The sequence below is a fragment of the Streptomyces sp. CS113 genome (assembly GCF_002188365.1).
In the GTDB taxonomy this organism is placed as follows: Bacteria; Actinomycetota; Actinomycetes; order Streptomycetales; family Streptomycetaceae; genus Streptomyces; species Streptomyces tendae.
This window is the reverse complement of record NZ_KZ195574.1, coordinates 5283742-5307894: the sequence shown is the minus strand read 5'-3', so window position 1 is coordinate 5307894 and position 24153 is coordinate 5283742. Positions and strand designations below refer to the sequence as shown.

At 74.7% G+C, this 24153-nt stretch carries 19 protein-coding genes; 13 read left to right on the top strand and 6 right to left on the bottom strand.

Annotated elements, in window-relative coordinates; genetic code table 11:
* The first annotated feature begins 346 nt into the window (after positions 1-346).
* The 10 genes from B9W62_RS23665 (at position 347) to B9W62_RS23620 (ending at position 18816) form a co-directional block, all read left to right on the top strand.
* Complete coding sequence (locus B9W62_RS23665; RefSeq protein ID WP_087809050.1) at positions 347-4540, top strand: FHA domain-containing protein; 4194 nt, start codon at positions 347-349, stop codon at positions 4538-4540.
* A gap of 79 nt (positions 4541-4619) precedes the next feature.
* On the top strand, positions 4620-5009 hold the full coding sequence (locus tag B9W62_RS23660) for a hypothetical protein (protein ID WP_087809049.1): 390 nt from the start codon (positions 4620-4622) through the stop codon (positions 5007-5009).
* Positions 5010-5190: 181 nt separating this feature from the next.
* On the top strand, positions 5191-6588 hold the full coding sequence (locus tag B9W62_RS23655) for an ABC transporter substrate-binding protein (RefSeq protein WP_087809048.1): 1398 nt from the start codon (positions 5191-5193) through the stop codon (positions 6586-6588).
* Positions 6589-6592: 4 nt separating this feature from the next.
* On the top strand, positions 6593-7966 hold the full coding sequence (locus tag B9W62_RS23650) for a carbohydrate ABC transporter permease (protein ID WP_373433699.1): 1374 nt from the start codon (positions 6593-6595) through the stop codon (positions 7964-7966).
* Positions 7963-8880 carry a carbohydrate ABC transporter permease gene (locus B9W62_RS23645; protein ID WP_087809047.1) on the top strand — a complete coding sequence of 306 codons (918 nt, stop codon included), beginning with the start codon at positions 7963-7965 and terminating at the stop codon, positions 8878-8880. The genes B9W62_RS23650 and B9W62_RS23645 overlap by 4 nt, the downstream gene beginning before the upstream one ends.
* 165 nt (positions 8881-9045) lie before the next feature.
* Positions 9046-11331, top strand: coding sequence for a bifunctional glycosyltransferase/CDP-glycerol:glycerophosphate glycerophosphotransferase (locus B9W62_RS23640; protein ID WP_179235626.1), 2286 nt, complete (start codon positions 9046-9048; stop codon positions 11329-11331).
* Between the two features lie 65 nt (positions 11332-11396).
* Positions 11397-13607 carry a bifunctional glycosyltransferase/CDP-glycerol:glycerophosphate glycerophosphotransferase gene (locus B9W62_RS23635; RefSeq protein ID WP_087809045.1) on the top strand — a complete coding sequence of 737 codons (2211 nt, stop codon included), beginning with the start codon at positions 11397-11399 and terminating at the stop codon, positions 13605-13607.
* A 7-nt stretch (positions 13608-13614) separates the two neighbouring features.
* The gene (locus B9W62_RS23630; RefSeq protein WP_087809044.1) at positions 13615-15849 is read left to right on the top strand and encodes a bifunctional glycosyltransferase/CDP-glycerol:glycerophosphate glycerophosphotransferase; all 2235 of its coding nucleotides are present in this window, start codon (positions 13615-13617) and stop codon (positions 15847-15849) included.
* Positions 15846-17159 carry a hypothetical protein gene (locus B9W62_RS23625; RefSeq protein ID WP_087809043.1) on the top strand — a complete coding sequence of 438 codons (1314 nt, stop codon included), beginning with the start codon at positions 15846-15848 and terminating at the stop codon, positions 17157-17159. The genes B9W62_RS23630 and B9W62_RS23625 overlap by 4 nt, the downstream gene beginning before the upstream one ends.
* Before the next feature lie 103 nt (positions 17160-17262).
* Positions 17263-18816 carry a hypothetical protein gene (locus tag B9W62_RS23620; protein WP_087809042.1) on the top strand — a complete coding sequence of 518 codons (1554 nt, stop codon included), beginning with the start codon at positions 17263-17265 and terminating at the stop codon, positions 18814-18816.
* A 14-nt stretch (positions 18817-18830) separates the two neighbouring features.
* Here B9W62_RS23620 and B9W62_RS23615 read toward each other — a convergent pair whose 3' ends face one another.
* On the bottom strand, positions 18831-19244 hold the full coding sequence (locus B9W62_RS23615) for an organic hydroperoxide resistance protein (protein ID WP_087809041.1): 414 nt from the start codon (positions 19242-19244) through the stop codon (positions 18831-18833).
* Between the two features lie 129 nt (positions 19245-19373).
* On the opposite strand from B9W62_RS23615, the gene B9W62_RS23610 reads away from it, so the two are divergent.
* The gene (locus B9W62_RS23610; RefSeq protein WP_087809040.1) at positions 19374-19844 is read left to right on the top strand and encodes a MarR family winged helix-turn-helix transcriptional regulator; all 471 of its coding nucleotides are present in this window, start codon (positions 19374-19376) and stop codon (positions 19842-19844) included.
* A gap of 76 nt (positions 19845-19920) precedes the next feature.
* The gene (galE, locus tag B9W62_RS23605; protein WP_087809039.1) at positions 19921-20901 is read left to right on the top strand and encodes a UDP-glucose 4-epimerase GalE; all 981 of its coding nucleotides are present in this window, start codon (positions 19921-19923) and stop codon (positions 20899-20901) included.
* Between the two features lie 6 nt (positions 20902-20907).
* Here the strand turns inward: galE and B9W62_RS23600 are convergent, their stop codons facing one another.
* From B9W62_RS23600 to B9W62_RS23590, 3 genes are read right to left on the bottom strand one after another with little or no spacing between them, the layout of a single operon-like run.
* Positions 20908-21345: a glutaredoxin domain-containing protein gene (locus B9W62_RS23600; RefSeq protein ID WP_087809038.1), complete on the bottom strand. Its 438-nt coding sequence runs from the start codon at positions 21343-21345 to the stop codon at positions 20908-20910.
* Positions 21342-21953 carry a DinB family protein gene (locus tag B9W62_RS23595; RefSeq protein WP_087809037.1) on the bottom strand — a complete coding sequence of 204 codons (612 nt, stop codon included), beginning with the start codon at positions 21951-21953 and terminating at the stop codon, positions 21342-21344. The genes B9W62_RS23600 and B9W62_RS23595 overlap by 4 nt, the downstream gene beginning before the upstream one ends.
* 27 nt (positions 21954-21980) lie before the next feature.
* Positions 21981-22376 carry a GNAT family N-acetyltransferase gene (locus B9W62_RS23590; protein WP_087809036.1) on the bottom strand — a complete coding sequence of 132 codons (396 nt, stop codon included), beginning with the start codon at positions 22374-22376 and terminating at the stop codon, positions 21981-21983.
* 92 nt (positions 22377-22468) lie between these two features.
* Here B9W62_RS23590 and B9W62_RS23585 point away from each other — a divergent pair, with 92 nt between their 5' ends.
* Complete coding sequence (locus B9W62_RS23585) at positions 22469-23005, top strand: nucleoside/nucleotide kinase family protein (protein WP_087809035.1); 537 nt, start codon at positions 22469-22471, stop codon at positions 23003-23005.
* 14 nt (positions 23006-23019) lie between these two features.
* On the opposite strand, the gene B9W62_RS23580 is transcribed toward B9W62_RS23585, so the two are convergent.
* Both B9W62_RS23580 and B9W62_RS23575 read right to left on the bottom strand, forming a co-directional pair.
* A complete protein-coding gene (locus tag B9W62_RS23580) occupies positions 23020-23433 on the bottom strand; it encodes a nuclear transport factor 2 family protein (protein ID WP_306426456.1) in 414 nt (137 codons plus the stop codon).
* Positions 23434-23479: 46 nt separating this feature from the next.
* A complete protein-coding gene (locus B9W62_RS23575; RefSeq protein WP_087809033.1) occupies positions 23480-24112 on the bottom strand; it encodes a TetR/AcrR family transcriptional regulator in 633 nt (210 codons plus the stop codon).
* Between the last annotated feature and the right edge of the window lie 41 nt (positions 24113-24153).

The window sequence follows — 24153 nt, the reverse complement described above, 5'->3', positions numbered from 1 at the left end:
CAGTCGGTCCCAGTCGGACCCAACTCTAGTGCCGCCCCCCGGGCCACGTTCGAAGGAAAGACGCTCGACCCGGTCCCTTGGTTGCCGCTGCCCGCACGTGACCGATCTCAAGCGGACGGCATTCGATCATCCGCAGGGCACCCGTCAGGCATTTTTGGGGGCAGAGCCGACCAATCAAGATCATTTGACGGAGGAGGACGGGCGCGTTGTCAGTGGCAGGTGCGAGGATGCGTGCAGTACTGGCCGACGTGCTCGTGTGACGGTGGGGGAAGTCCGCGGTGGGGGACCGCGGTGACGGCTTCTGTCCCGGCGTGCGGGCGCCCGCGCGAAGGGACCGCTTACGGCGATGCAGATCCGGCTGACCGTCGTAGACCCGCTGGGCCCGCATGCTTCGGCTGCTCCGGAGGCGGTGGGGGCCCGTGCCGCGCGGTGTGACGTACTCGTCACCGCACCGGCGGGCACCGCCCTGGCCGCGGTCGCCTCCGCGCTGGCCGCCGCGCTCCCCGGCGAGGGCCCTGGCTCCGGCCAGGTGGTGCTGTACGCCGGGGCGCAGCGCCTCGACGCCCAGCGCAGCACCCTGGGCGAGCCCCCGCTGATCGACGGCGCCGTGCTCTGCCTGGGCGCCCCCGGCGAGCCCGACCCGCACACCGAGCCGGCCGACGTCCCCGCCCAGCTCCATGTGGTCGCGGGCCCCGACGCGGGCGGCGTCCACCTGCTGCACGGCGGCCAGATCCGGCTCGGCCGCTCCGCCGACGCCGACGTCGCGCTCGACGACCCGGACGTCTCCCGGATGCACTGCGCCGTGACCGTCGGTCCCGACGCCCGCGTCTCCGTCGCCGACCTCGGCTCCACCAACGGCACCACCCTGGACGGCGCCCGCGTGGGCGACCGCCCGGTCCGCTTCCCGCCGGGCGCGCTGCTGCGGATCGGCGAGTCGGCCCTGCGGCTGGTGCCGGTGCCGCCGGCGGCGGAGGTGCGGGTGGCGACGACCCCGGACGGGGAGGGCCACGTACGGCTGTCCGGGCACCGGACGCCCGCGTCGGGCGGCGCGGAGGGTGACACGGTGGCCCACGCGCGCGTGGCCGACGGGGCCGAGGGGCAGGTGCGCGACGCGGACGGCCGCTCCCGCGCGACGGGCCCGGTCCGCGCCCCCGGGGGCCGACCGACCGGACCGACCGGACCGGACGGACCGACGGGATTCGCCCGGGTGACGGGTGCGGGCGGTGGAGGCGGACACGGGACGGCCGCGGCGGACGGCGCCGCCCCGGACACCGCACCCCACGGCACGGGGCCGGACGGCACGCCCCGGCCCCGCGGCCGCACCCACCACGCGTACGGCACCTCCGGGTACGAGACGGGCCGGGTGCCCGTCGAGCCGCCGCAGGTCCCCGGCCAGGGCGGCGCGCCCCGCATCGAGAGCCACGGCACCGGCCCCACGGCGGGACTGCCCCGGCAGTCGCCCGCCGGGGGCGAGACGCACGGCGGCGCACGGGGCGCCGGGACGTACGCGACCGGCGGCGCCGACGCGGACGTGCACGACGCACCCGCCCCCCGGGCACGCGGCCGGCACACCCCCGGCCAGGACCCGTACGGCGCGGCCCCCGGCACGCCCGGCACCGACACAGCGGGCCCGAGCACACCCCGTCCCGGCGGCACCGGCCCCGGCGACTACGACGCACCCGCCTCCCGGGCACGCGACCGGCGCCCGCGCGGCCAGGACCGGTACGACGCGGGGGCTTCCGCACCGGACGCGGCCCGTACCGACACACCCGGCGCCGGCACCTACCGCACCGACGGGGCCGGGCCCGGCGCGTACGGCGCTCCCGCCCCCCGGGCCCGCGGCCGGGGCGTGCCCGGTTCGGACACGGACGGTCGGGGCGCTCCCCGCGCGGGCGCGGGCGGCACCGGGGTGTCCCGTACGGGCGCGGCCGGTGCGGCGGCCCCCGGCCCCGACTCCGGCCAGGAAGGCACCCTCGGCCAGGACGGCTCCCTCGGCCCGGACGGCGGCGTCGGCCCGGACGGCCGTACCGGCCGGGAGCGCGGCACAGGCCGGGAGCGCGGCACCGGCCGGGGCGACGCTCCGGGCGCGCGCTCCGGACGCAAGGGGACTCCCCTGCGCGGTACCGACGTGCCGCAGGAGGTGCGCAGGCGCGGTGGGATAGGAGCGTGGGCGCGGCGGCTGACCGGCGGGCGCGGAACCGCTCCGGAGGCCACCGTGTCCGGCGCGCACGCGCCCGACGAGGCGGGGAGCGGACCGGCACCGGCGTCCCCGTCCGGCACCTCCCGCGCCCCGGAGACCTGGCCGGACCCCGCGTCGCTGCTGCTGACCGCGCTGGGACCGGGGCCGCGGCTGTGGGAGCGCGGCCCTGGCCACCCGGAGGCGCTCACCGTGCGGCTCGGTACGGCCGACCGGGTGGCGCCGGGCGGTGACGCCCCGCTGCCCGCGGTGCCGGTGACCGCCGACCTGCGCGAGGTGGGTGCGCTCGGCCTCGCGGGCCCGCGGGAGCGGCTCACCGGGCTGGCCCGGTCGGTGCTGGCGCAGCTTGCCGCGCTGCACTCCGCGGACACCCTGGAGATCGTGCTGATCAGCGCGGACCGTTCCCGTCCGCTCGCCGAGCGGACGGCCGAGTGGTCCTGGCTGGGCTGGCTGCCGCAGGTGCGTCCGGGGCACGGCCAGGACTGCCGCCTGCTGCTCGCCCACGACCGCGAACAGGCCACGGCCCGCGCCTTCGAACTCCTCCGCCGCCTGGACGACCACCTCGCGGACGAAGCCGGGTCCGGGACGCGCCCCCACGGCACGCCCGAGGACCCGGCGGCGACGGCGGCGACGGCGGGCCCGGCCGTCACCGCGGGCGCGGCCCGCCCGCAGCCCTCCTGGGCACGGCCCGACGCGGGAGCCGACCCGTCCGGCGGCTTCACCGGGCCGTACACGGTGGTCGTCGTGGACGGCGACCCCGGCGGCGCCGACGTGCGCGAGGCGGTGGCGCGGCTGGCCCATGAGGGGCCGCGGGCCGGTGTCCACGTGGTGTGCCTCGCCGAGACGGCCGCCGCCTCCCCGACCTCCCCGGTGACGCGGACCTACGAGGCGGCCTGCGCGGTGTCCCCGGTGTTCCGGGAGTGCGGCGCCGTGGCACTGCTCAGCGGCGACGTGGCGACGACCCTGCGCCTGCTGCGCGTCGCCCGCACGGGCACCCACACCCACGCGGGCGCGGGCACCCCGGCCGCTCCCTCCGGTCCGGCCGCTCCCTCCGGTCCGGTCGGTCACGGCACCCTCGGCACGGTGGACGCCGTCTCCCTGCCCTGGGCCGAGCGGTTCGCGCGCGCCCTGGCCCCGCTGCGCACGGACAGCGCCGCGGGCGGCGGCGAGCACCACGCACGCGTGTCCGCCCCACTCCCCCGGACGGCCCGGCTCCTCGACGAGCTGGGCCTGGCCCGCGCCACCCCGGCCTCCCTGATGGCCCGCTGGGCCGCCGCTGCCGACGACACGGAGTCGCTCGGAGGACGCGCGCAGGCGGTGCTGGGCGCCGGTCCGCGCGGCCCCGTCCCGGTCGACCTGGCCGCCGAGGGTCCGCACCTGCTGATCGAGGGGCCGCCCGGCAGCGGCCGCACCGAGCTGCTGCGGGCGCTCGTCGCCGCGCTCGCCTCCGCCGAGCGCCCCGACCGGCTCGGCGTCGTCCTCATGGACGGCCGCGACAGCGTGAGTTCGGGCGGCGCCCACGGCGAGGGCCTGCGCGTATGCACGGACGTACCGCACGTCACCACCCACCTCACCGCCAACGACCCCGTACGGATGCGGGAGTTCGCGCAGTCACTGAGCGCGGAGCTGAAGCGGCGCGCCGAGCTGCTCGGGCGCTCCGACTTCGCCGCGTGGCACACGGGACGCGAGGTGTCGGGCCGGCTGGTCACCCAGCGCACACCGACCGCGGCGGGGCCCGCGCCGGGCTCCGACTCCGGGGACGTCGAGTCCCCGCCCAGCTCCACCCTCCGGCTGCGGCCCGCCGCCAAACGCCGCACGGGGCCCGTCCCGCCGCTCCCCCGCCTGGTCGTGGTCGTCGACGACCTCGACGCGCTCGTCGCGCCCCCGCTCGGTTCCCCCGGCCGGCCCGCGGCGGGTTCGGTGATGCGGGCGCTGGAGGCCGTCGCGCGGGAGGGCGAGCGGCTCGGCGTGCACCTGGTGGCCGCGACCGCGCCCGGCGGCCGCACCGACCGTACGGAGCCCGTCCTGCGCGCGACCCTGCGCGTCACCCTGGACACACCGGTGCCGGGCCCGGACGAACCGGCGCCCGGACGCGGCAGGCTGGCCCGCCCCGACGGGCGCACCACCGTCTTCCAGGGCGGCCGCGTCACCGGCCGCATCCCGCGCACGGCAACCCTGCGCCCCACGGTGGTCCCCCTGGAGTGGCACCGCATGGGCGACCCGCCCGCCCGCCGGCCCGTACGCGAACTGGGCAACGGCCCCACCGATCTGGCCCTCCTGGCCAGCGCGCTGGAGCGGGCGGCCCGGGAGGTCTCGGCGGCGGAGGTCCCCTCACTCCTGTGACGCGCGTGGGGCACCGGCTCGGGGCCGCGTCGATGGGCCTCCCCGGGCACCCCTTGGACCACACCGTCAGGAGGAACCGGTGTCCTTCCCGCATCCGTTCACGCCCGAGGCGAAACTCGCCGAGGCGAAGAAGCGGTTGAACCTCCCGCGCATCGTCGTGATCTGCGGCTCCACCCGTTTCATGACCGAGATGACCGAGGCCGATCTGCGCGAGACCGGCGCCGGCAGGATCGTCGTCAAGCCGGCTTTCGACACGAGGTCGCCGCACGGACCGCGGTCCGGTCCCGGCGGGGCCGACGCGCTGAAGGCCCGGCTCGCGGCTCTGCACCGGGCGAAGATCAGGCTCGCCGACGAGGTGCTCGTGGTCGGCGACCACATCGGAGACAGCACCCGGGCCGAAATCACCTACGCCCGGTCGCTGGGCAAGCCCGTGCGGTTCACGCACCCCGAAGTCGATCCCGGCGCCTGACCCGCCGGGCGGCGGCGCCCGGGAGGCCCGCGCCGACGCCGGTGCCTGATCACGGTCACGACGCGGTCACGAAACCCCGCTTGACAGCGGACGCGCCCTTGCCGCCCTCACCCCCCTGGCGTACACCAGAGCGCACGGAACAGCGCCGAGCGTTCGACGACGAACGAAGAACGGGGCAGTGATGCGCACGAGCAGCACCATCCGGACAGGCAGCACCGTCAAGAGGACCACCCGCGTCGCCGCCACCCTCGCCGTGGCGGCACTCGCCCTCTCGCTCACCGCCTGCGGCGGCGACGACGACAACGGCGGCGGCGACAGCGGCGACAAGGACGGCGGCACCAAGGCACCGGCCTCCTCCGTCACCCTTCCGAAGCTGGACGGCGAGAGCCTGGAGGTCGCCGCCGTCTGGACGGGCACCGAGCAGAAGAACTTCAAGCAGGTCCTCACCGAGTTCGAGAAGCGCACCGGCGCCAAGGTGACCTTCGTGCCCGCCCAGGACCCGATCATCAACTTCCTCGGGTCGAAGATCGCCGGCGGCGCCCCGCCGGACGTGGCGATGCTCCCGCAGCCCGGCGCCATCAAGCAGGCCGTGGACAAGGGCTGGGCCAAGCCGCTGGGCGCCGAGGCGACCAAGGAGCTGGGCGAGAACTACTCGCCGGGCTGGCAGGACATCGGCAAGGTCGGCGGCAAGCAGTACGGCGTGTACTACAAGGCCGCCAACAAGTCGCTGATCTGGTACAACGCGCAGGTCTTCGAGAACGCGGGCGCCGCCGAGCCCAAGACCTGGGACGAGCTGCTCAACACGGCCCAGATGGTCTACGACTCGGGCGTCACCCCGTTCTCCGTGGGCGGCGCGGACGGCTGGACGCTCACCGACTGGTTCGAGAACGTCTACCTCTCACAGGCGGGCCCGGAAAAGTACGACCAGCTCGCCCGGCACGAGATCAAGTGGACGGACCCGTCCGTCAAGGAGGCCCTCACCACCCTCGCGGAGATCTGGGGCAAGAAGGACTTCGTCGCGGGCGGCGCGTCCGGCGCGCTCCAGACGGAGTTCCCGGCCTCGGTGACGCAGACCTTCACCGGCGGCGACCAGCCCAAGGCCGGCATGGTCTACGAGGGGGACTTCGCCCAGGTCAACATCGGCGAGACCAAGGCGGAGATCGGCACGGACGCGAAGGTGTTCCCGTTCCCGGCCGTGGGCGACGCCGCGCCCGTGGTGTCCGGTGGCGACGCGGCCGTGATCCTGAAGGACTCGAAGGCGGCCCAGGCGCTGGCCACCTGGCTGGCCTCGCCGGACGCGGCGGCGATCCAGGCGAAGCTCGGCGGGTTCCTCTCGCCCAACAAGAGCATCGACTCCTCGGTGTATCCGAACGAGGTGCAGAAGAAGATCGCCGACGCGCTGATCGCGGCCGGTGACGACTTCCGCTTCGACATGTCCGACCAGGCCCCGCAGGCCTTCGGCGGCACCCCCGGCAAGGGCGAGTGGAAGACGCTCCAGGACTTCCTGAAGAACCCGAAGGACGTCGCGGGCGCCCAGGCGAAGCTGGAGGCGGACGCGGCCGCCGCCTACGGGGGCTGACGCCATGACGTCGGCCACGGCGGCGGGGACCGGACCGGCCCCCGAGGGCCCACCGGTCCCCGCCGCCCCCAAGGCACCCACGTCGCGCAAGAGCGTGACCGGCACCCGGAAGTCCGTGGCGGCGCTGTTCCTGCTGCCCGCGCTGGTGCTGCTCGGCGCGCTCGTGGTCTACCCGATCGGGTACTCGCTGATCCGCAGCTTCTACGACCAGTCCGGCGACTCCTTCGCCGGGTTCGACAATTACGAGACGCTGTTCACCGACGACGGCATCCGCACCGCCCTGAAGAACAACGTCATCTGGGTGGTGTTCGCGCCGACGGTCGCCACCGCGCTGGGCCTGATCTTCGCGGTGCTGACCGAACGCATCCGCTGGGGCACGGCGTTCAAGCTGGTCGTCTTCATGCCGATGGCCATCTCGATGCTCGCGGCCGGCATCATCTTCCGGCTGGTGTACGACCAGGACCCGGACAAGGGCGTCGCCAACGCGGTGTGGGTCGGAGTGCACGACACGTTCGCCGAGTCGTCGGCGTTCCCGAAGGCGCACCCGGGCCGCGACTCGCCGCTGAAGCCCGCGGGCGGCGGCGCGTTCATCACGAAGCAGCCGGTCAGCGCGGGCACCCCGGTCGTCCTGCCGCTGGTGGGCGTCGCCCCCGACCTGATGCCCGACGGCGCGCGGAAGGCCGCGACCGCCGAGCCCGCGGACGGGAAGGTCACCGGCACCACCTGGCAGGACTTCACCCGCGGCAAGGGCGTCGGCAAGCTCGGCGGCGTCGACGCGGCCGAGCTGGGCTACGCCGGGATGAAGATCGAGGCGGTCAAGGACGGCGAGGTCGTCGCGTCGGCCACGGCGGCCGGGGACGGCACGTTCACGCTGCCCGCGGCGGCCGACGGGGCGCTGCTCAGACTGCCCGCCGACAACTTCAAGGAGCCGTACAACGGCCTGAACTGGCTCGGCCCCTCCCTGGTCACCCCGGCGATCATCGGATCGTACGTGTGGATGTGGGCGGGCTTCGCGATGGTGCTGATCGCGGCGGGACTGGCCGGGATGCCCCGGGAGCTGCTGGAGGCCGCCCGGGTGGACGGCGCCAACGAGTGGCAGGTCTTCCGACGGGTCACGGTGCCGCTGCTCGCCCCGGTCCTCGCGGTCGTGGCGGTCACCCTGATGATCAACGTGCTGAAGGTCTTCGACCTGGTCTTCATCATCGCCCCGGGCTCCTCCCAGGACGACGCGAACGTGCTCGCCCTGGAGCTGTACCGCAAGGGCTTCGCCTCGGACCAGCCGGGCGTCGCCAGCGCCATCGCGGTGTTCCTGCTGCTCCTGGTCATCCCGGTGATGTGGTTCAACGTACGGCGACTGAGGCGGGAGGTGCGGCGATGACCGCGGACGCGGGTTCCGTCATCCCGGCGGCGACACAGCCGCCCGAGACGGTCGTCAAGGCCAGGCAACCGCTCGGGTCCCGGCTCGCCGAGGCCGTCAGCGGCGGACTCGTGCGGGTGTTCCTGATCGTGGTGGGCCTGTTCTGGCTGGTCCCGACGATCGGGCTGCTGCTGTCCTCGCTGCGCACGCCCGAGGACATGGCGGCGAGCGGCTGGTGGAAGGTCTTCACCGAGCCGTCGCAGCTCACCTTCCGGAGCTACGAGGAGCTGCTCAAGAACGGCGACATCACCTCGTCCCTCCTCAACACGGCGCTGATCACCGTCCCCGCGACCGTCCTGGTCGTGGTCATCGGGGCGCTGGCCGGCTACGCCTTCGCGTGGATGGAGTTCCCGGGCCGCGACTGGTGGTTCCTGGCCGTGGTCGGGCTGCTCGTCGTGCCCGTGCAGGTCGCCCTGATCCCGATCGCCGAACTCTTCGGCAAGATCGGCCTGTTCGGGTCGATGCTCGGCGTGATCCTCTTCCACGTCGGTTTCGGTCTGCCGTTCGCGGTGTTCCTGCTGCGGAACTTCTTCGCGGAGATCCCGCGGGAGCTGCTGGAGGCGGCCCGGCTGGACGGCGCGGGTGAACTGCGGCTGTTCGCACGGGTGGTGATGCCGCTCGGCGGGCCCGCGATCGCGAGCCTGGGCATCTTCCAGTTCCTGTGGGTGTGGAACGACATGCTGGTCGCGCTGATCTTCTCGGACTCCGGGAGCCAGCCGATCACGGTCGCCCTGCAGACCCAGGTACGGCAGTTCGGCAACAACATCGACGTGCTGGCGCCGGGCGCGTTCATCTCCATGGTGATCCCGCTGGCCGTGTTCTTCGCGTTCCAGCGGCAGTTCGTCTCCGGCGTCATGGCGGGCGCCGTCAAGTAGCCGCCGCGACACCACTCGTGAGGGGGCGGGCCGGTCACCGGCCCGCCCCCTCATCCGTACGGGCACAACGTCCCCCGAATGCCCCGGGGACCGTAACCAAGCCGCTTCACCGGCCGTTGCCGGGCCGAACGCCCGCACCGATCCCGCCGACCGATGGATGTCCCCGTGCCCAGGTTCAGTGTCATCGTTCCCGCGTACCAGGTGCAGGCGTATCTGCACGCGTGCCTGGAGTCGGTGCTGGCCCAGTCGTACCCGGACTTCGAACTGATCGTGGTCGACGACTGCTCGCCGGACGCCTGCGGCGCGATCGCCGACGAGTTCGCGGCCCTCGACCCGCGCGTCCGCGTCGTACGCCTGCCGCGCAACGAGGGCCTGGGCCCCGCCCGCAACGCCGGGATGGAACGGGCGGGCGGCGACTACCTGGTCTTCCTCGACGGCGACGACACCCTCGTCCCGCACGCGCTGCGCGGCATCGCCGACCGGATCAAGGAGACGGGCGAGCCGGACGTCCTGGTCTACGACTACGCGCGCACGTACTGGACCGGCGAGACCGTCCGCAACCAGGCGGCCGCGCACCTCACCGAGCAGGGCCCGGCGCCGTTCCGGCTCGCCGACCGGCCGGGGCTGCTGAGGCTGCTGATGGTGGCCTGGAACAAGGCGGTGCGGCGGGAGTTCGCCGTGCGCGAGGGCTTCGCCTTCCCGCCGGGCTACTACGAGGACACGCCGTGGACGTACCCGGTCCTGATGACGGCGGGCTCCGTCGCCACCCTGGACCGGGTCTGCGTCCACTACCGGCAGCGCCGGCGGGGCAGCATCCTGGGCACGCCCGGCGAGCGGCACCTGGACGTCTTCGCCCAGTACGACCGCGTCTTCGCGTTCCTCGAGGCCCGCATGGAGACGCACCCGGAGTCGCGCGAGGAGCTGGCCCGCTGGCGGCCGGTCCTGTACCGCCGCATGGCCGACCACCTGACGACGGTGTACACCCGCCCCGACCGCCTCCCGCGTTCCCTGCGCGCCGAGTTCCTGCGCCGGGCCCGCGTCCACTGCCGCCGCTACCGGGTCCCCGGCGCCCGGGCCCCGCTGCCCGTCCGCCTGCGCCACGCCCTGCTCCGCCTCGGCCTGCGCCGCACCTACGGCGCGCTGCGGCTGGCGTCGGCCCTGCGCCGCCGTGCCGCGAGGGCCGGCACGAGGCTGGCGCGCGCCGCCCGGGCCGGGCTCCTGCGCCTGCACTACCGCGTCCAGCGCTGCCTCCCGCTCCGCGCCGACCGCGCCGTCTTCGCCGTCGAGGGGCACCGGGGGTACGGCCGCGACCCGGGCGCGCTGGAGGAGGCGTTCCGCCGCGTCGCGCCGCACGTGCGCACGGCGTGGGCCGCCGACCGGGTGCACCACCACACCGTCCCGCCCGGCACCCGCCGCCTGGCCCCGGGTACGGCCGCCCACTGGACCGCCCTGGCCCGCTCCCGCTACCTGGTGTGCGACGCCGCCTTCGACGCGGGCCTGGTCAGGCGCCGGGGGCAGGTCCTCGTCCAGACGCAGGCCGGGACCCCCCTCAAGCACATGGGCCTGGACCTCCAGGAGCGCCCGGCCGCCGCCCGGGGCACCGACTTCGCCGCGCTGCTGCGCGAGGCCGGCTCCTGGGACTACGTGGTCTCCGCCAACCGCCACTCCACCCTGACCTGGGAACGCGTCCACCCGGGCGGCTGGACCACCCTGGAGTGCGGCCAGCCGCGCACCGACGTCCTCCAGCGGGCGACGGCCGCGGACGTGGCCCGGCTGCGCGAGACCCTCGGCATCCCCGAGGGCACGGTCGCGATCCTGTACGCACCCACCCACCGCGACTACCGGCGCACCCAGCGCGCCGCCCTGGACCTGGAGCGCGTCGTGCGCCGCCTCGGCCCGCGCTTCACGGTGCTGGCCCGCGCCCACCCCCGCCACTGCGGCCCCCTCGCCGCGTCCGGCGGCCGGGTGCTGGACGTCGGCGACCATCCGCACGTCGAGTCGCTGTGCCTGGCCTCGGACGCCCTGGTCACCGACTACTCGTCCCTGATGGTCGACTACGCGGGCCTGGACCGCCCGATCGTGATCCACGCGTACGAGGCGGAGGCGTACGAGGCGGCCCGCGGCACCTACGTCGACCTGCGGTCCTTCCCGCCGGGCGCGATCGCGCGGGACGAGGACGAGCTGATCGGCCTGTTCGCGAGCGGCGAGTGGCACGGCGCCCGGTCGGCGCGGCTGCGGGCCGCCTTCCGCGAGCGGTTCTGCCCCTACGACGACGGCCGGGCCGCCGAACGCGTCGTGCGCCGGGTCGTCCTGGGCGAGACGGACCTGCCGCCGGTCGTCCCGCTCGCCGAGCGCCGCCCCGCGCCCTCGGCCGCGGCCGCCCTCGCCCGCACCCCGCTGGCCACGGTGCCGCAACCCGCGGGCCCCCGCACCGTCACCGACAGCCTCTGAACACCGTTTGTCCATCGGGAGCCCCCGGGCCCCCGTCCGGCGAGCGAACGAAGAGAAAGAGCAGTATGCCCCGCTTCAGCATCATCGTCCCGTCCCATGGGGTCGCGGGGCGGCTCTCCCAGGCACTGGACTCGGTCCTCGGCCAGTCCTTCGGCGACTTCGAGCTGATCCCCGTCTGCGACGGCCCGGACGGCAGCGCCGCCGACGTCGCCGGGGAGCACGCCGTGCGGGACTCCCGGGTGACGCCCGTGCACGCGCCGCCGTCCGCCGGTCTCGCCGGGGCCCGCAACGCCGGGATGCGGGCGGCGACCGGCGCCTACCTGCTGTTCCTCGACGGCGACGACGTCCTGGTGCCGGGCGCGCTGGCGGCCCTCGACGCACGCCTCGCGGACACCGGCGGCGTCGACGTCCTGTACGTCGAGTACGAGCGCGTGCCCTGGTGGGAGGGCGAGGCCACCAACCCGGCCGCCCCGCTGCTCGCCAAGGCCCCGGACGGCGCCTTCGCCCCCGAAAGCGCCCCGCAGCTGACCGGTGTGCACCTGCCCGCCTGGAGCGCGGTGCACCGCCGTACCTTCCTCACCGAGCGCCGCCTCGACTTCCCCGCCGGGCACTACACGGACGTCGGCTTCGGCGCCCGGGTCGCGGCGCGCGCCGAGCGGGTCGCGGTGCTGCGCGAGGTGGTCGTACGGCACCGGGTGCGGCGCCAGGGCAACCGGCTGAACCTGCCCGGCGAGCACCACGCCGACCTGCTCGACCAGGTCGAACTGGCGCTCACGCACGCCGCCGAGCTGGGCCTGCCGGCCGAGCGGCGCGGCCCGCTGTTCGAGCAGCTCTTCGCGGCGGTCCTGAAGACGGCCGCCCATCCCCGGCGCCTGACCGGCCGGGGGCGGCGTGCCTTCTACCGCCGGGCGAGCCGCCTCTACCGGCGCCACCGCCCCGCGGGCTTCCGGCCGCCGGGCGGACGGCTCGGCGTGCAGCACCGGCTGCTGGCGTCCGGGTCGTACACCGGCTTCCGCGCGCTGCGCGCCGCCAACCGGGGCGCGAGCGGCCTGCTGCGCCGCCTGCCGTGGCCGCGCGGGCTGCGCACCCGTCTGCGCTACCGCCGTCAGCTGCGCCGCCCGCTGGATGCGAACCTCGTCGTGTACTGCGCCTACTGGGGCCGCGGCTACGCCTGCAACCCGGCCGCGATCCACGCCAAGGCCCGCGAACTCGCCCCGCACCTGCGGTCGGTGTTCCTGGTGGAGCCCGACCAGGCGCACACCGTGCCCGAGGGCGTCGACCACGCCGTCATCGGCGGCCGGCGGTACTGGGAGGTGCTGGCCCGCGCGAAGTACCTGGTGAACAACGCCAACTTCGCCGAGGGCGTCGTCAAGCGCCCCGGCAGCGTGCACGTGCAGACGCAGCACGGCACGCCGCTGAAGACGATGGGCGTGGACCAGTCGACGTACCCGGTGGTGGCGGCGGCCACCGGCAGCTTCACCAAGCTCCTCGCCCGGGTGGACCGCTGGGACTTCAACCTGTCCGCGAACCGGCACTCCACCCAGATGTGGGAGCGCGCCTTCCCGGGCTCCTACGAGCACCTGGAGTACGGCTATCCGCGCAACGACGTCTACTGCGCGGCGACCGCCGAGGACGTGGCCCGCGTCCGGCGCGAACTGGGCGTCCCGGAGGGGAAGACGGCGGTCCTGTACGCGCCCACGCACCGGGACTGGGAGACCGGCTTCGGCGCGGGCGGCCTGGACCTGGAGGCGTTCTGCGAGGCGGCCGGCGAGGACGTCGTGGTGCTGCTGCGCGCCCACTACTTCTACGACCGGGGCGGGAGCCGCGAACGCACCGGCCGGATCATCGACGTGACCGCGCACCGCTCCTCCGAGGACGTCTGCCTGGCCGCGGACGCGCTGGTCACCGACTACTCGTCCATCATGTTCGACTACGCCAACCTGGACCGCCCGATCGTCGTGTACGCCGAGGACTGGGACGTCTACCGGGAGACCCGCGGCGTCTACTTCGACCTGATGGCGGCGCCCCCGGGACCGGTGGCACGCACCCCGGAGGAACTGGCCCGCGTGTTCGCCGACGGCACCCACGCGGGCCCGGAGTCGACGGCGCTGCGGGCGGCCTTCCGGGAGCGGTTCTGCGCGTTCGACGACGGCCGGGCCGCCGAGCGCGTGGTGCGCCGGGTGCTGCTGGGCGAGCCGCCCGAGGCGCTGCCGCCGGTGATCCCGCTCGCGGAGCGCGTCCCGGCCCCCGCCGCCGCCACCCTCGTAAGGAGCTGACCCCGCCGTGCCCCGCTTCAGCGTCATCGTCCCCTGCTTCAAGGTGCAGGGCTTCCTGCGCGAGTGCCTCGACTCGGTCCTGGACCAGTCCTTCCGGGACATCGAGGTGATCGCCGTCGACGACTGCTCCCCGGACGGTTCGGGGGCGATCCTGGACGAGTACGCGGCCCGCGACGAGCGGGTGCGGGTGCTGCACCTGGAGGAGAACGTGGGCCTCGGCCGGGCCCGCAACGCCGGGATGCCGCACGCCACCGGCGACTACCTCTTCTTCCTCGACAGCGACGACACCCTCACTCCGGGCGCCCTGCGCGCCATGGCCGACCGGCTCGCGGAGACGGACGATCCGGACGTGCTGGTCTTCGACTACGCGCGCACCTACTGGTGGGGCGGCACCCGGCGCAATGTCCTGGCCCGGGTGCTCGCGGAGGCGGGCGACGGCACGTTCACGGCGGCCGGGCACCCCGAGATCCTCGACCTGCTGATGGTGGTGTGGAACAAGGTCTACCGGCGCGACTTCGTCGAACGGGAGGGCTTCACCTTCCCGCCCGGCTACTACGAGGACACGCCCTGGACCTTCCCGGTCATGTTCAGCGCGGAGCGGATCGCCGCCCTGGACCGGATCTGCCTGAACTACCGGCAGCGCCGCCAGGGCAACATCCTGTCCACCACCAGCCGCAAGCACTTCGACGTCCACGCGCAGTACGAGCGGGTCTTCGCCTTCCTCGACGCCCGCCCCGCACTGGCGGCCCGGTGGCGGCCGTTCCTGCACGCCAAGATGGGCGAGCACTGCCTGGACATCCTGTCCAAGCCGGACCGGCTGCCGCCGTCCGACCGGGCGGAGTTCTTCCACCGCACCGCCGAGATGTTCCGCGCGTACCGGCCGGAAGGCGCGTCGGTCCCGGCCGAACTGCGGGTGCTGGAGGGGTCGTACGCCGCCTACCGGCTGCGCCGGCAGACCGGGAGGGCCGCGCGGGAGGCGGAACGCCGGACCCGGCAGGCGCGGGGCGCGGTCGCGGGCCGGGCCCGCCGGGTCGCCGCCGCGCTCCCCCGCCGTCGCGTGGACCCCGACCTCGTCGTGTACTCGGCGTTCTCCCACCGGGGCGTGCTCGGCGACCCCGCCGCGATCCACCGCGCGGCCCGCGAACTCGCGCCGCACCTGCGCGGGGTGTGGGTGGTGCGGGACGAGGAGTGCGCGGCGGACCCCGCCCTGCTGCCGCCGGGCACCGAGCACGTGATCCTGGGCAGTGCCGCCTACCGCCGGGTGACCGAACGGGCCGCGTTCCTCGTCAACAACGTCAACTGGCCCGGCACGGTGGCCAAGCGGGACGGCAGCGTCCACATCCACACCCACCAGGGCACCCCGCTCAAGTACATGGGCGTCGACCTGCTGGGCAGGCCCGGCGCCCGGCACGGCCTGGACGTGCCGCAGATGCTGCGCCGGGCCGACCGCTGGGACCACAGCCTGGTCGCGGGCCGGTACGCGGAGCGGATCTGGGAGCGGGCCTACCCCTGCCACTTCACCTCCGCGCGCACCGGCAGCCCGCGCAACGACGTCCTGGTCAACGCCGGTCCCGAGGACGGCCGCCGGGTCCGCGAGCGGCTCGGCGTCCCCGAGGACCGCACCGTCGTGCTGTACGCGCCGACCCGCCGCGAGTACCGGCGCGGCGGGCTCGTCGAACGCCTCGACGTGGCCCGGCTCGCCGCCGACCTCGGCGAGGGCCACACCCTGGTGGTGCGGCTGCACCCGTCGCTGGCCACCGGCCCGGCGCGGGGCCTCGGCCTCGCGGAGCTGCACCGGCGGGGCGTGCTGATCGACGCGACGGACGAACCGCACGTGGAGGACCTGATGCTCGCCTCCGACCTGCTGATCACCGACTACTCCGCCCTGATGTTCGACTACGCCCTCCTGGACCGGCCGATCCTGGTCCACGCCGACGACTGGGGCCCGTACACGGCGACCCGCGGCACGTACTTCGACATCACCGAGGAGGCACCCGGGCACGTCTCGCGCTCCTACCGGGAGCTGGCGTGGCTGCTGGCGTCGGGGGCGTGGCGGGACGAGGAGGCGGCCCGGCTGCGGGCGTCCTTCCGGGCCCGGTACTGCGAGTACGAGGACGGGAGGGCCGCCGAGCGGGTGGTGCGGACGCTGCTGCTCGGCGAGCGGATGCCCGCCCCGGAGCCGTCCGGTGTCCCCGGTGCCCGCGCCGTCCCCTCCGGACGCGACCTGCTGCCCTCCACATGAGACCCCGCCGCCCGCTTATGGGCGTGCTGCTCCTGGCCGCCGTGTTCGCCGTGCTCCAGCTGGCGAACGTCACCGGCCGGGACACGCCCGACACCAGGAACTACCTGTCGTACGCCCTGAGTCTGACCGGGGAGAGCAAGCACGCGGCGGCGACCGCCACCATCGACTACGTGTGCGCGAGCCGGGCGGAGCGGGCCCGCCGGGGCCAGAGCGTGCACGTGGTCCGCTTCCACCGCCCCGATCCCACCGGCGAGGTGCTGGCCGAGTGCCGGGAGCAGGAGTGGGCGGTGGTCCGGCCGCGGCTGGCGGCCGGGCAGACCGGCGGGCACACGGTGCCGTACATGTCGGAGCGCTTCATGGCGATCTTCGAGGCGCGGCCGGGCTATCCGGCGTTCCTGGTGCCGTTCGTCCTGGCCTTCGGGGTGACGTGGGGCCTGTGGGCGGCGGGGGTCGTGATCGCGGGCGCGGGCGGCGTCCTGGTCTTCCTGATCCTGCGGACCCTGTCCGTGCCGGTGCCGCTCGCCCTGGCCGGGCAGGCGCTGTACTACGCGCTGCCGTGCGGGACGACCGCGATGCGCCCGATGACCGAGGGCCTGCTGATGGCGCTGACCCTGGCGGCGGTCTGGGGCTGCGCACTGGTGCTGCGGGCGGGGCGGCACCGGACCGGCCTTGCGGTGGTCGCCGGCTCGCTGACCGCCCTGTTCACGGTCAAGCACTCCCAGGCGCTGTTCCTCGGCCTGTGCCTGGCGGCGGCCGGCGGGGTGATCGCCCTGCGGCGGTACCGGCGGCGGCGTCGGCGGCTGCGGGGGCGGGGCGGCCCGGCGTCCCGGGACGTGCTGGCGCTCGCGGCCGTGGGCCTGGCCGGCGCGGCCGCGACCCTGCTGCTGGCGCGGCTGCTGCACTACCCGTCCGAGGCGGACAGCCTCCAGGACCTGCTCACCGACCACTTCAACCGCCCCGACCGGGAGCACCCGTGGCCGGAGTTCTGGCAGTTGCAGGGCAACTTCTGGGTGGAGTGGCTGCGCAGGCAGGCGTGGCAGCCGCTGTTCGCGGCGGCGCTGGCCGCCGGGGCGTGGGGTGCGCTGCGGCGCGGGGGCGCGGTCGGCGGCTTCCTGGTCGCGGCGGCGTGCACCGGCATCCTCACCCAGGCCGGGCACCCGGACATCAACATCTGGGGCGAGCGGCTGATCGTGCTGGCGTGGCTGCTGCCGGTGGTGGGGGTGCCGCTGCTGCTGGCGCCCGCGGTGCGGGGCGGCCGGGTGCCGCTGCCGGCGCAGGGACAGCCGGACCGGGCGGGCGCGGTCGGCTGAGCATCGGCTACCCGGGTGACTTGGGCCGCTGAGGGATTGACGGGGGCGACCCCACCGGGAACATACGCCAAATGTCCCGAATGCCCCATACTCCCGCTGCTTCGTGAGCGCCGGCGTCCTCGTCCGGCGCCCGGTGCGCGGCGCGACGGCGCTGCGCGGCGGACGCGTCTGGCGTCCCAGCCCTTACCAGGCCGCCGGCTTCCTCTTCTTCCTCGTGATGACGCTGGCGTACTGGGCGGTACCTCTGTGCTGCGACGCCGGGCAGCACGCGGCCGTCGTCGAGCGCCTGAAGGAGAACCTCCTCCACCCCCGGCATCCGATGGCCGACCTGCCGGGTGCGGGCAGCGCGTACTACTCGCCGTACGCGGTGGCCCAGGGCGCGTTCGCCGGGCTGACCGGGCTGGGCGGCTGGGAGGTGGTGCGGCTCGCCGGGCCGCTGAACCTGCTGGTGCTGCTGACCGGCATCGGCCGCTTCGTGCGGGTGCTGACCCCGCGGCCGTGGGCGCCGGTGCTCGCGCTGGGCGCGATGACGCTGCTGTGGGGCACCGAGCGGGCCTGGTGGAGCGGGTACCTCGGGCTGATGTCGATGACGGGCAACCTCGGCTACCCGTCGACGTTCGCGATCGGGCTCACCTTCTGGGCCTGGGCACTGACCGGCGCGCGGGCGCGGGACACGCGCCGGGTGCGGTACGTGGGGCCGAGCGGACTGCGCGGCCTGCCCGGATACGCGGGGCTCGGCGCCCTCTACGCCCTGATCCTCCTCGTCCACCCGATCACCTCGGTGGCGGCGGTGCTCGGCGCGGTGGCGCTGGTGGCCGGCTGGCAGCGCGGGTGGCGCGGGCCGGTCGCGGGACGGTGGGCGCTGACGGGCGCCGTGGCGGTGGGTGCGGCGGCCCTGTGGCCGTACTTCGACGTGTTCGCGCTGGCCGGCGACGGCAGCGTGGACGCGATGCACCGGGTCCTCTACCTCCACCTGCCCGGCGAGTTCTGGCTGGCCCTGCTGGGCCTGCCGGCCCTGTGGGCGCGCGGGCGGCGCTCGGCCCGGGACCCGCTGGTGCTGATGTTCGCGCTGGACTGCGCGGCGGTGGCGTACGGCTGGTTCAGCGGCCACTACACCTACGGCCGGATCCTCGGGCTCACGCTGGTGCCGCTCCAGTTCGCCCTGGCGGTGGAGCTGGCGGCACCCCGGCCGTGGGGGCGGTGGCGGGCGGCGCTGGGCTGGACGGCGACGGCCGGGGCGCTGCTCGGCTTCCTCACGGTGCACGCGGGGGCGGTGGTGCCGCGCGCGCTGGACCCGGTGGGCTTCGAGCAGCCGCCGAACTGGCCGACGTACGCGTGGGCGGCCCGGCACATCGGGCCCGGCGAGGTCGTGATCACCGACGGCTACTACGCCGGGCACGCCATCGCCGGGTACGGGCCGAACCTCGCGGCGCCGGCCTGGCCGGACCCGGCGCTGGACGAGCGGGAGCGCCGGCGGCGGGTGGCCGACGTCGAGGCGTACCTCGCGCCGGACTCGACCCGCGCCGAGCGCACCGCCGTCGCCCGCCGCCACCACGTCCGCTGGCTGCTGCTGACCCGCTGGCACCCGGTGCCCGAGGAGGCGGTGGTGGTGGCGTGGAGCGAACGGACGGGCGAGGTACTGGCGCGGGTCGGCTGACGGCCCCGGGAGGACTACTCGATGACGAGGTCGACCGGGATGTTGCCGCGGGTGGCGTTGGAGTAGGGGCAGACCTGGTGGGCCTGCTCGACCAGCTTGCGGCCGGTCTCCTCGTCGAGGCCCTCGGGCAGCTCGACCCGGAGGGTGACGGCGAGCGCGAAGCCCTCGCCCTGCTTGCCGATGCCGACCTCGGCGGTCACCGCGGCGTCGCTGACGTCGACCTTCGCGGCCCGGCCGACCACGCCGAGGGCGCTGCCGAAGCAGGCGGCGTACCCGGCGGCGAACAGCTGCTCGGGGTTGGTGCCCTCTCCGTTGCCGCCCATCTCGACGGGGATGCCGAGCTCGAGGTCGATCTTGCCGTCGGAGCTGACGGTGCGGCCGTCGCGACCGTGGGTGGCGGTGGCGGCGGCGGTGTAGAGCGCGTCCATGGGAGAACCGTCCCTTTCAGGAGGGGCTGCGTGCTGACATCGACAAGTAGAGCACTCAATCCAGTTGTGCGCAACTTAATAATGCGCAACTAGATTGGGAACAAGGTGCTGTCGGCTACCCTGGAACGCATGACCACGCCCGCAACCGACTGGCTCCGCCTGGACCAGCAGATCTGCTTCTCCCTGCACGCCGCGTCGCGCGCCTTCGGCAGCGTCTACCGCGTCGTCCTCAAGGATCTGGGGCTCACCTACTCGCAGTACCTGGTCATGCTGGTGCTGTGGGAACACGGCGAGCTGCCGGTGAAGAAGCTCGGCGAGCACCTGCGGCTCGACTCCGGCACGCTGTCCCCGCTGCTCAAGCGGCTGGAGGCGGCCGGTCTGGTCCGCCGTGAGCGCAGCGTGCGCGACGAGCGCTCGGTGGAGGTGCGGCTGACCGGCGAGGGCGCGGCGCTGCGCGAGCGGGCCGTCGAGGTGCCGCGCCGGATCTCCGCGGCGACCGGCCTGGACCTCGCCGAGGTCCAGGACCTGCACGCCCGCCTCGACCGGCTCACGGCGGCGCTGGACGCCTACGGCACCGATCCGGCCCCGGGACCGTCCTGACGGGTGCGGGCGCCCGGCCGGCGCCGCGATGACGGATCATGGCTACCAAGGACCACTGAACGAAGGGGACGGCCGAATGACCTGGCTGATCACCGGCGGCGCCGGATACATCGGGGCGCACGTCGTACGGGCGATGACCGAAGCGGGCGAGAAGGCCGTGGTCTACGACGACCTGTCCACGGGCATCGCCGAGCGCGTGCCCGACGGCGTCCCCCTGGTGGTGGGCTCGGTCCTGGACGGCGAGCGCGTGGCCCGCGCCCTGGCCGACCACTCCGTCACCGGCGTGGTGCACCTGGCCGCCAAGAAGCAGGTCGGCGAGTCGGTGGACCTGCCCCTGCACTACTACCGGGAGAACGTGGAGGGCCTGCGCGTCCTGCTGGACGCGGTCACGAAGGCCGAGGTCCCGTCCTTCGTCTTCTCCTCCTCCGCCGCCGTGTACGGCATGCCCGACGTCGACCTGGTGACCGAGGAGACGCCCTGCGTCCCGATGTCGCCGTACGGCGAGACCAAGCTGGCCGGCGAGTGGCTGGTCCGGGCCACCGGCAAGGCCTCCGGTCTGGCCACGGCGTCCCTGCGCTACTTCAACGTGGCGGGCGCGGCGAGCCCGGAGCTGGCCGACACCGGCGTCTACAACCTGGTCCCGATGGTCTTCGAGAAGCTGACGGAGTCCGCGGCCCCCCGGATCTTCGGCGACGACTACGCGACGCCGGACGGCACCTGCGTGCGCGACTACATCCACGTCGTCGACCTGGCCGAGGCCCACGTGGCGGCGGCCCGCGCCCTGCGGTCCTCCCCGGGCCGTGCCCTCACCCTCAACATCGGCCGGGGCGAGGGCGTCTCCGTCCGCGAGATGATCGACCGCATCAACGCCCTCACCGGCTACGACAAAGCCCCGACGGTCACGCCCCGCCGCCCCGGCGACCCGGCCCGCGTCGTCGCCTCGGCCGACCGCGCCGCCGTCGAGCTGGGCTGGAAGGCCAAGTACGACGTCGAGGACATGATCGGCTCCGCCTGGGCCGGCTGGGTACGGCTCCACCCGGAGGCGGCCCGGGACTGACGCCGGTCAGCGGGACGAGGAGACCTGCTCACGCACCCACGCCGGATCGGGATTGGTGTACGTCCGGCCCGCCACGAGCAGCGTGGGCACGGTCTCGTTGCCGTCGTTGGCCCCGCGCACCAGCTCCGCCCCGGCCTCGTCCCGCCAGATGTCGACCCAGTGCAACCGCCGCGCCTTCCGCCCCAGCCGGATGCGCAACCGCATGCAGTACGCACACCCCGGCCGCCAGAAGACGACCGGCCGCCCGTCGACGGCACTGCGCCGCCGCGCCTCCGACGCCCCGATCGACCTGGGGAACACCAGCGGCGAGGTCAGCCCCGCCAGCAGCACGAACACCAGCAGCAGCACGGCACCCGTCCCGGCACGCCCCTGCACGAACGGCCCGGCCGCGGCCCCCACTCCGGCGATCAGCAGCAGCACCGGGCCCGCCCACGCCCGCCTCATCGGGGCTGGTCCGGCGTCCCCCGGCGGCCGGCTTCCCGAGCGGCGTGCTCGATCCGGTCCCGGTACGCCTCCCACCACGCGGCATCCCCTTCCGGCACCCCTACGTTGTCCTCGCGCATCCCCACGGCGCCGTCCGTCAACTCCCGGACGATGTCGGCGTGACCGGCGTGCCGCTGGGTGTCCGCGATCACTCGGATCACGGCGTGCTGCAACGTCACCTCGTCCTCGCCCGCCGGCCACCACGGCACCTTGCCGACCGTGTCCAGCGCCAGCGCGTCGATCGTCGCGTCCGCGTGGGCCCACGCCCGGCGATACACCCCGACGACGTACTCGCGTGACTCGTCGGCGGTGACCCACATGTCCGCGTCGGCCTCGGCGCCCTCCTCCATCCAGGGCAACCGCTCCCCCGACGGCCGCCCGAAGACCTCACCGAGATAGCCCAGCTCCACGGTGGTGGCGTGCTTCACCAGCCCGAGCAGATTGGTACCGGTCGGCGTCGCCGGTCGCCGTATGTCGTACTCCGAGAGCCCTTCGAGCTTCCAGAGCAGCGCGTCGCGGGCGGACTGGAGGTAGAAGTGGAGGGTGGCCTTGGGATCTGTCGGGATCATGGGGCCAGTGTGCCGTCCGGTGGCGCGTCACAGGGCGACGAGGCCGGCCGTCGTCTCCTTGAAACCGCAGGCGTCGAAGTAAAACGCGCGCAGGTGGTCCTCGAAGTCGACGTGCAGCCACTCGCAGCCCGCCGCGCGGGCCCCCTCGGCGGCGACCGCAACGAGTCGAGCGCCGACGCCGCGCGACCGGAGGTGCCGGGCCACCGCCGTGTCCGAGAGGAAGGCGTGCGCTCCGCCGTCCCAGGCGACGTTGACGAAGCCGACCAGCGAGCCGTCCTGATGCGCGCAGACCCAGCCAAGGCTGTGCCGCTCCAACTGGGCGCGCCAGTCGGTCTCTTCGACCGGGTGGCCGAAGGCTTCGGCGTGCAGTGCGTTCAGGGAGCCGTTGTCGACGTCTCCCCGCCACAGGTAGGTGGTCGTCACCGCCCGATCGTACGTCGCCGGGTGCGGCCCGGCGCTCGCCCGGAAGCCGCGTTCGCGCGCACGCGGCCCCGGTGACGACGCACACTGCCGACATGGACCAAGAAGGCAGTACCTACGACCTGTTACTCATCGGCGGCGGCTCGGGCGTCGGCAAGAGCACCGTCGGCTGGGAGGTGTCCGCGCTGCTGCGGCGGGCCGGAACGGCGCACTGTCTGATCGAGGGGGACGGCATGGACCAGATCCACCCCGCGCCGGACGGCGACCCGCACCGTACGGCGATCACCGAGCGGAACATCGCCGCGGTGTGGGCGAATTACGCGGCGCTCGGACAGCGCCGGCTGATCTACACCAACACCGTGAGCATCCTCGAGGCGCCGATGATCGGGCGGGCCATGGGCGGGGACGAGGTCAGGGTCACCTGTGTGCTGCTGACCGCCGACGAGGCCACCGTGCGGCAACGGCTCGCCGTACGCGAGGGGGGGTCGCAGCTCGGCGTCCACATCGAGCGGAGCCTGCGCGCGGGGCGGCGGCTCGCCGAGGAGGCTCCGGTGGGCACGGTGCGGGTGCCGACCGACGGCCGGGCGGTGCCGGACATCGCGGCGCAGGTGGTCCGGCTCACCGGCTGGTGAGGCGGGCGCGGCGCCTACAGCGGTCGCACGAAGCGCGCCCGCCACTGCGGCGACGGGTCCGAGCCCAGCGCCGACCAGTACTCGCGGCCGCCGGTGATCCGCCCGTCCCGGACGGTCCACAAGGACACGGCCCGGTGGACGCCCATCGACTCGTGCGGGACCTCCACCTCCGAGACCACGGTCCCGCCCTCGGCCACGACGCGTATCACCTCGATCGACCAGCCCTCCGGATACTCCGCGTTGACGCTCACGAAGTCGGCGCGGCCCTCGATCCGCTCCGCGCTGACCGGCCACTCCACCACCAGGTCGGCGGCGAGCAGCGCGCCGAGACCCTCCCAGTCGCGGGCCTGCATGCGGGCCCAGAACTCCCGCACGAGCGCGGCGGGTTCCACAGCTTCTGAAGGTTCCACGGACGGTGTACGTGTCATGGGCGCAGCTTGGCAGGCGGCACTGACATCCGCGCTCCGGCGCTGCTCAGAGCGCCTTCAGGCCCTCCGCCGTGGCGCGGGCCAGCGATCCCAGGTACCCCTTCGGCAGCTTCGGGCTGCGGACGACCACCGCGCGCCAGTACAGCGGACCCGAGATCAGGTCGAGGGCGAGGTCGGTGTCGAGGGCGGGATCGAGTTCGCCGCGTTCGGCCGCCGCCGCGAGGATCCGGCTGGCAACGCCGTCCTGGCCCTCCCGCAGGGTCTTCTGAAGCGCCTCGGCGATGTCCGGGTTGCGGGCCGCCTCCGCCTGGAGGTCGGGGATGACCTGCGAGGCCACCGGGTGGCGCAGGGCGCGGGAGGTCACCTCGTACAGCAGCCGCAGGTCGCCCTCCAGGGAACCGGTGTCCGGCGCGGGCAGGCCCTGTACGGCGAGGGCGGAGACGAGGTCGAGCACCAGGTGCAGCTTGGAGCGCCAGCGCCGGTAGACGGCGGTCTTGCCGACGCCCGCGCGGCGCGCGATGCCCTCGATGGACATCCGGGCGTAGCCGACCGCCGCCAGTTCCTCGAAGACCGCCGCCCGGATGGCCTCCGTCACGTCCTCGCGGAGCACCGCCGCCCCCGCGGGGGCCCGGCGGCGCGGGCGCGGCGTCGGCTCGTCGGCGGCGGCGTTGGTCGTCATGCGGGCCAAGCATAGGGCGTCACGACGAAACGGTTGCGTTC

Coding starts and splice junctions, on each gene's coding strand:
- B9W62_RS23625 (WP_087809043.1), top strand. CDS start 15,846: ATGAGACCCCGCCGCCCGCTTATGGGCGTGCTGCTCCTGGCCGCCGTG.
- B9W62_RS23615 (WP_087809041.1), bottom strand. CDS start 19,244: ATGGACGCGCTCTACACCGCCGCCGCCACCGCCACCCACGGTCGCGAC.
- B9W62_RS23575 (WP_087809033.1), bottom strand. CDS start 24,112: ATGACGACCAACGCCGCCGCCGACGAGCCGACGCCGCGCCCGCGCCGC.
- B9W62_RS23665 (WP_087809050.1), top strand. CDS start 347: ATGCAGATCCGGCTGACCGTCGTAGACCCGCTGGGCCCGCATGCTTCG.
- B9W62_RS23580 (WP_306426456.1), bottom strand. CDS start 23,433: ATGACACGTACACCGTCCGTGGAACCTTCAGAAGCTGTGGAACCCGCC.
- B9W62_RS23645 (WP_087809047.1), top strand. CDS start 7,963: ATGACCGCGGACGCGGGTTCCGTCATCCCGGCGGCGACACAGCCGCCC.
- galE (WP_087809039.1), top strand. CDS start 19,921: ATGACCTGGCTGATCACCGGCGGCGCCGGATACATCGGGGCGCACGTC.
- B9W62_RS23635 (WP_087809045.1), top strand. CDS start 11,397: ATGCCCCGCTTCAGCATCATCGTCCCGTCCCATGGGGTCGCGGGGCGG.
- B9W62_RS23585 (WP_087809035.1), top strand. CDS start 22,469: ATGGACCAAGAAGGCAGTACCTACGACCTGTTACTCATCGGCGGCGGC.
- B9W62_RS23610 (WP_087809040.1), top strand. CDS start 19,374: ATGACCACGCCCGCAACCGACTGGCTCCGCCTGGACCAGCAGATCTGC.
- B9W62_RS23595 (WP_087809037.1), bottom strand. CDS start 21,953: ATGATCCCGACAGATCCCAAGGCCACCCTCCACTTCTACCTCCAGTCC.
- B9W62_RS23600 (WP_087809038.1), bottom strand. CDS start 21,345: ATGAGGCGGGCGTGGGCGGGCCCGGTGCTGCTGCTGATCGCCGGAGTG.
- B9W62_RS23655 (WP_087809048.1), top strand. CDS start 5,191: ATGCGCACGAGCAGCACCATCCGGACAGGCAGCACCGTCAAGAGGACC.
- B9W62_RS23650 (WP_373433699.1), top strand. CDS start 6,593: ATGACGTCGGCCACGGCGGCGGGGACCGGACCGGCCCCCGAGGGCCCA.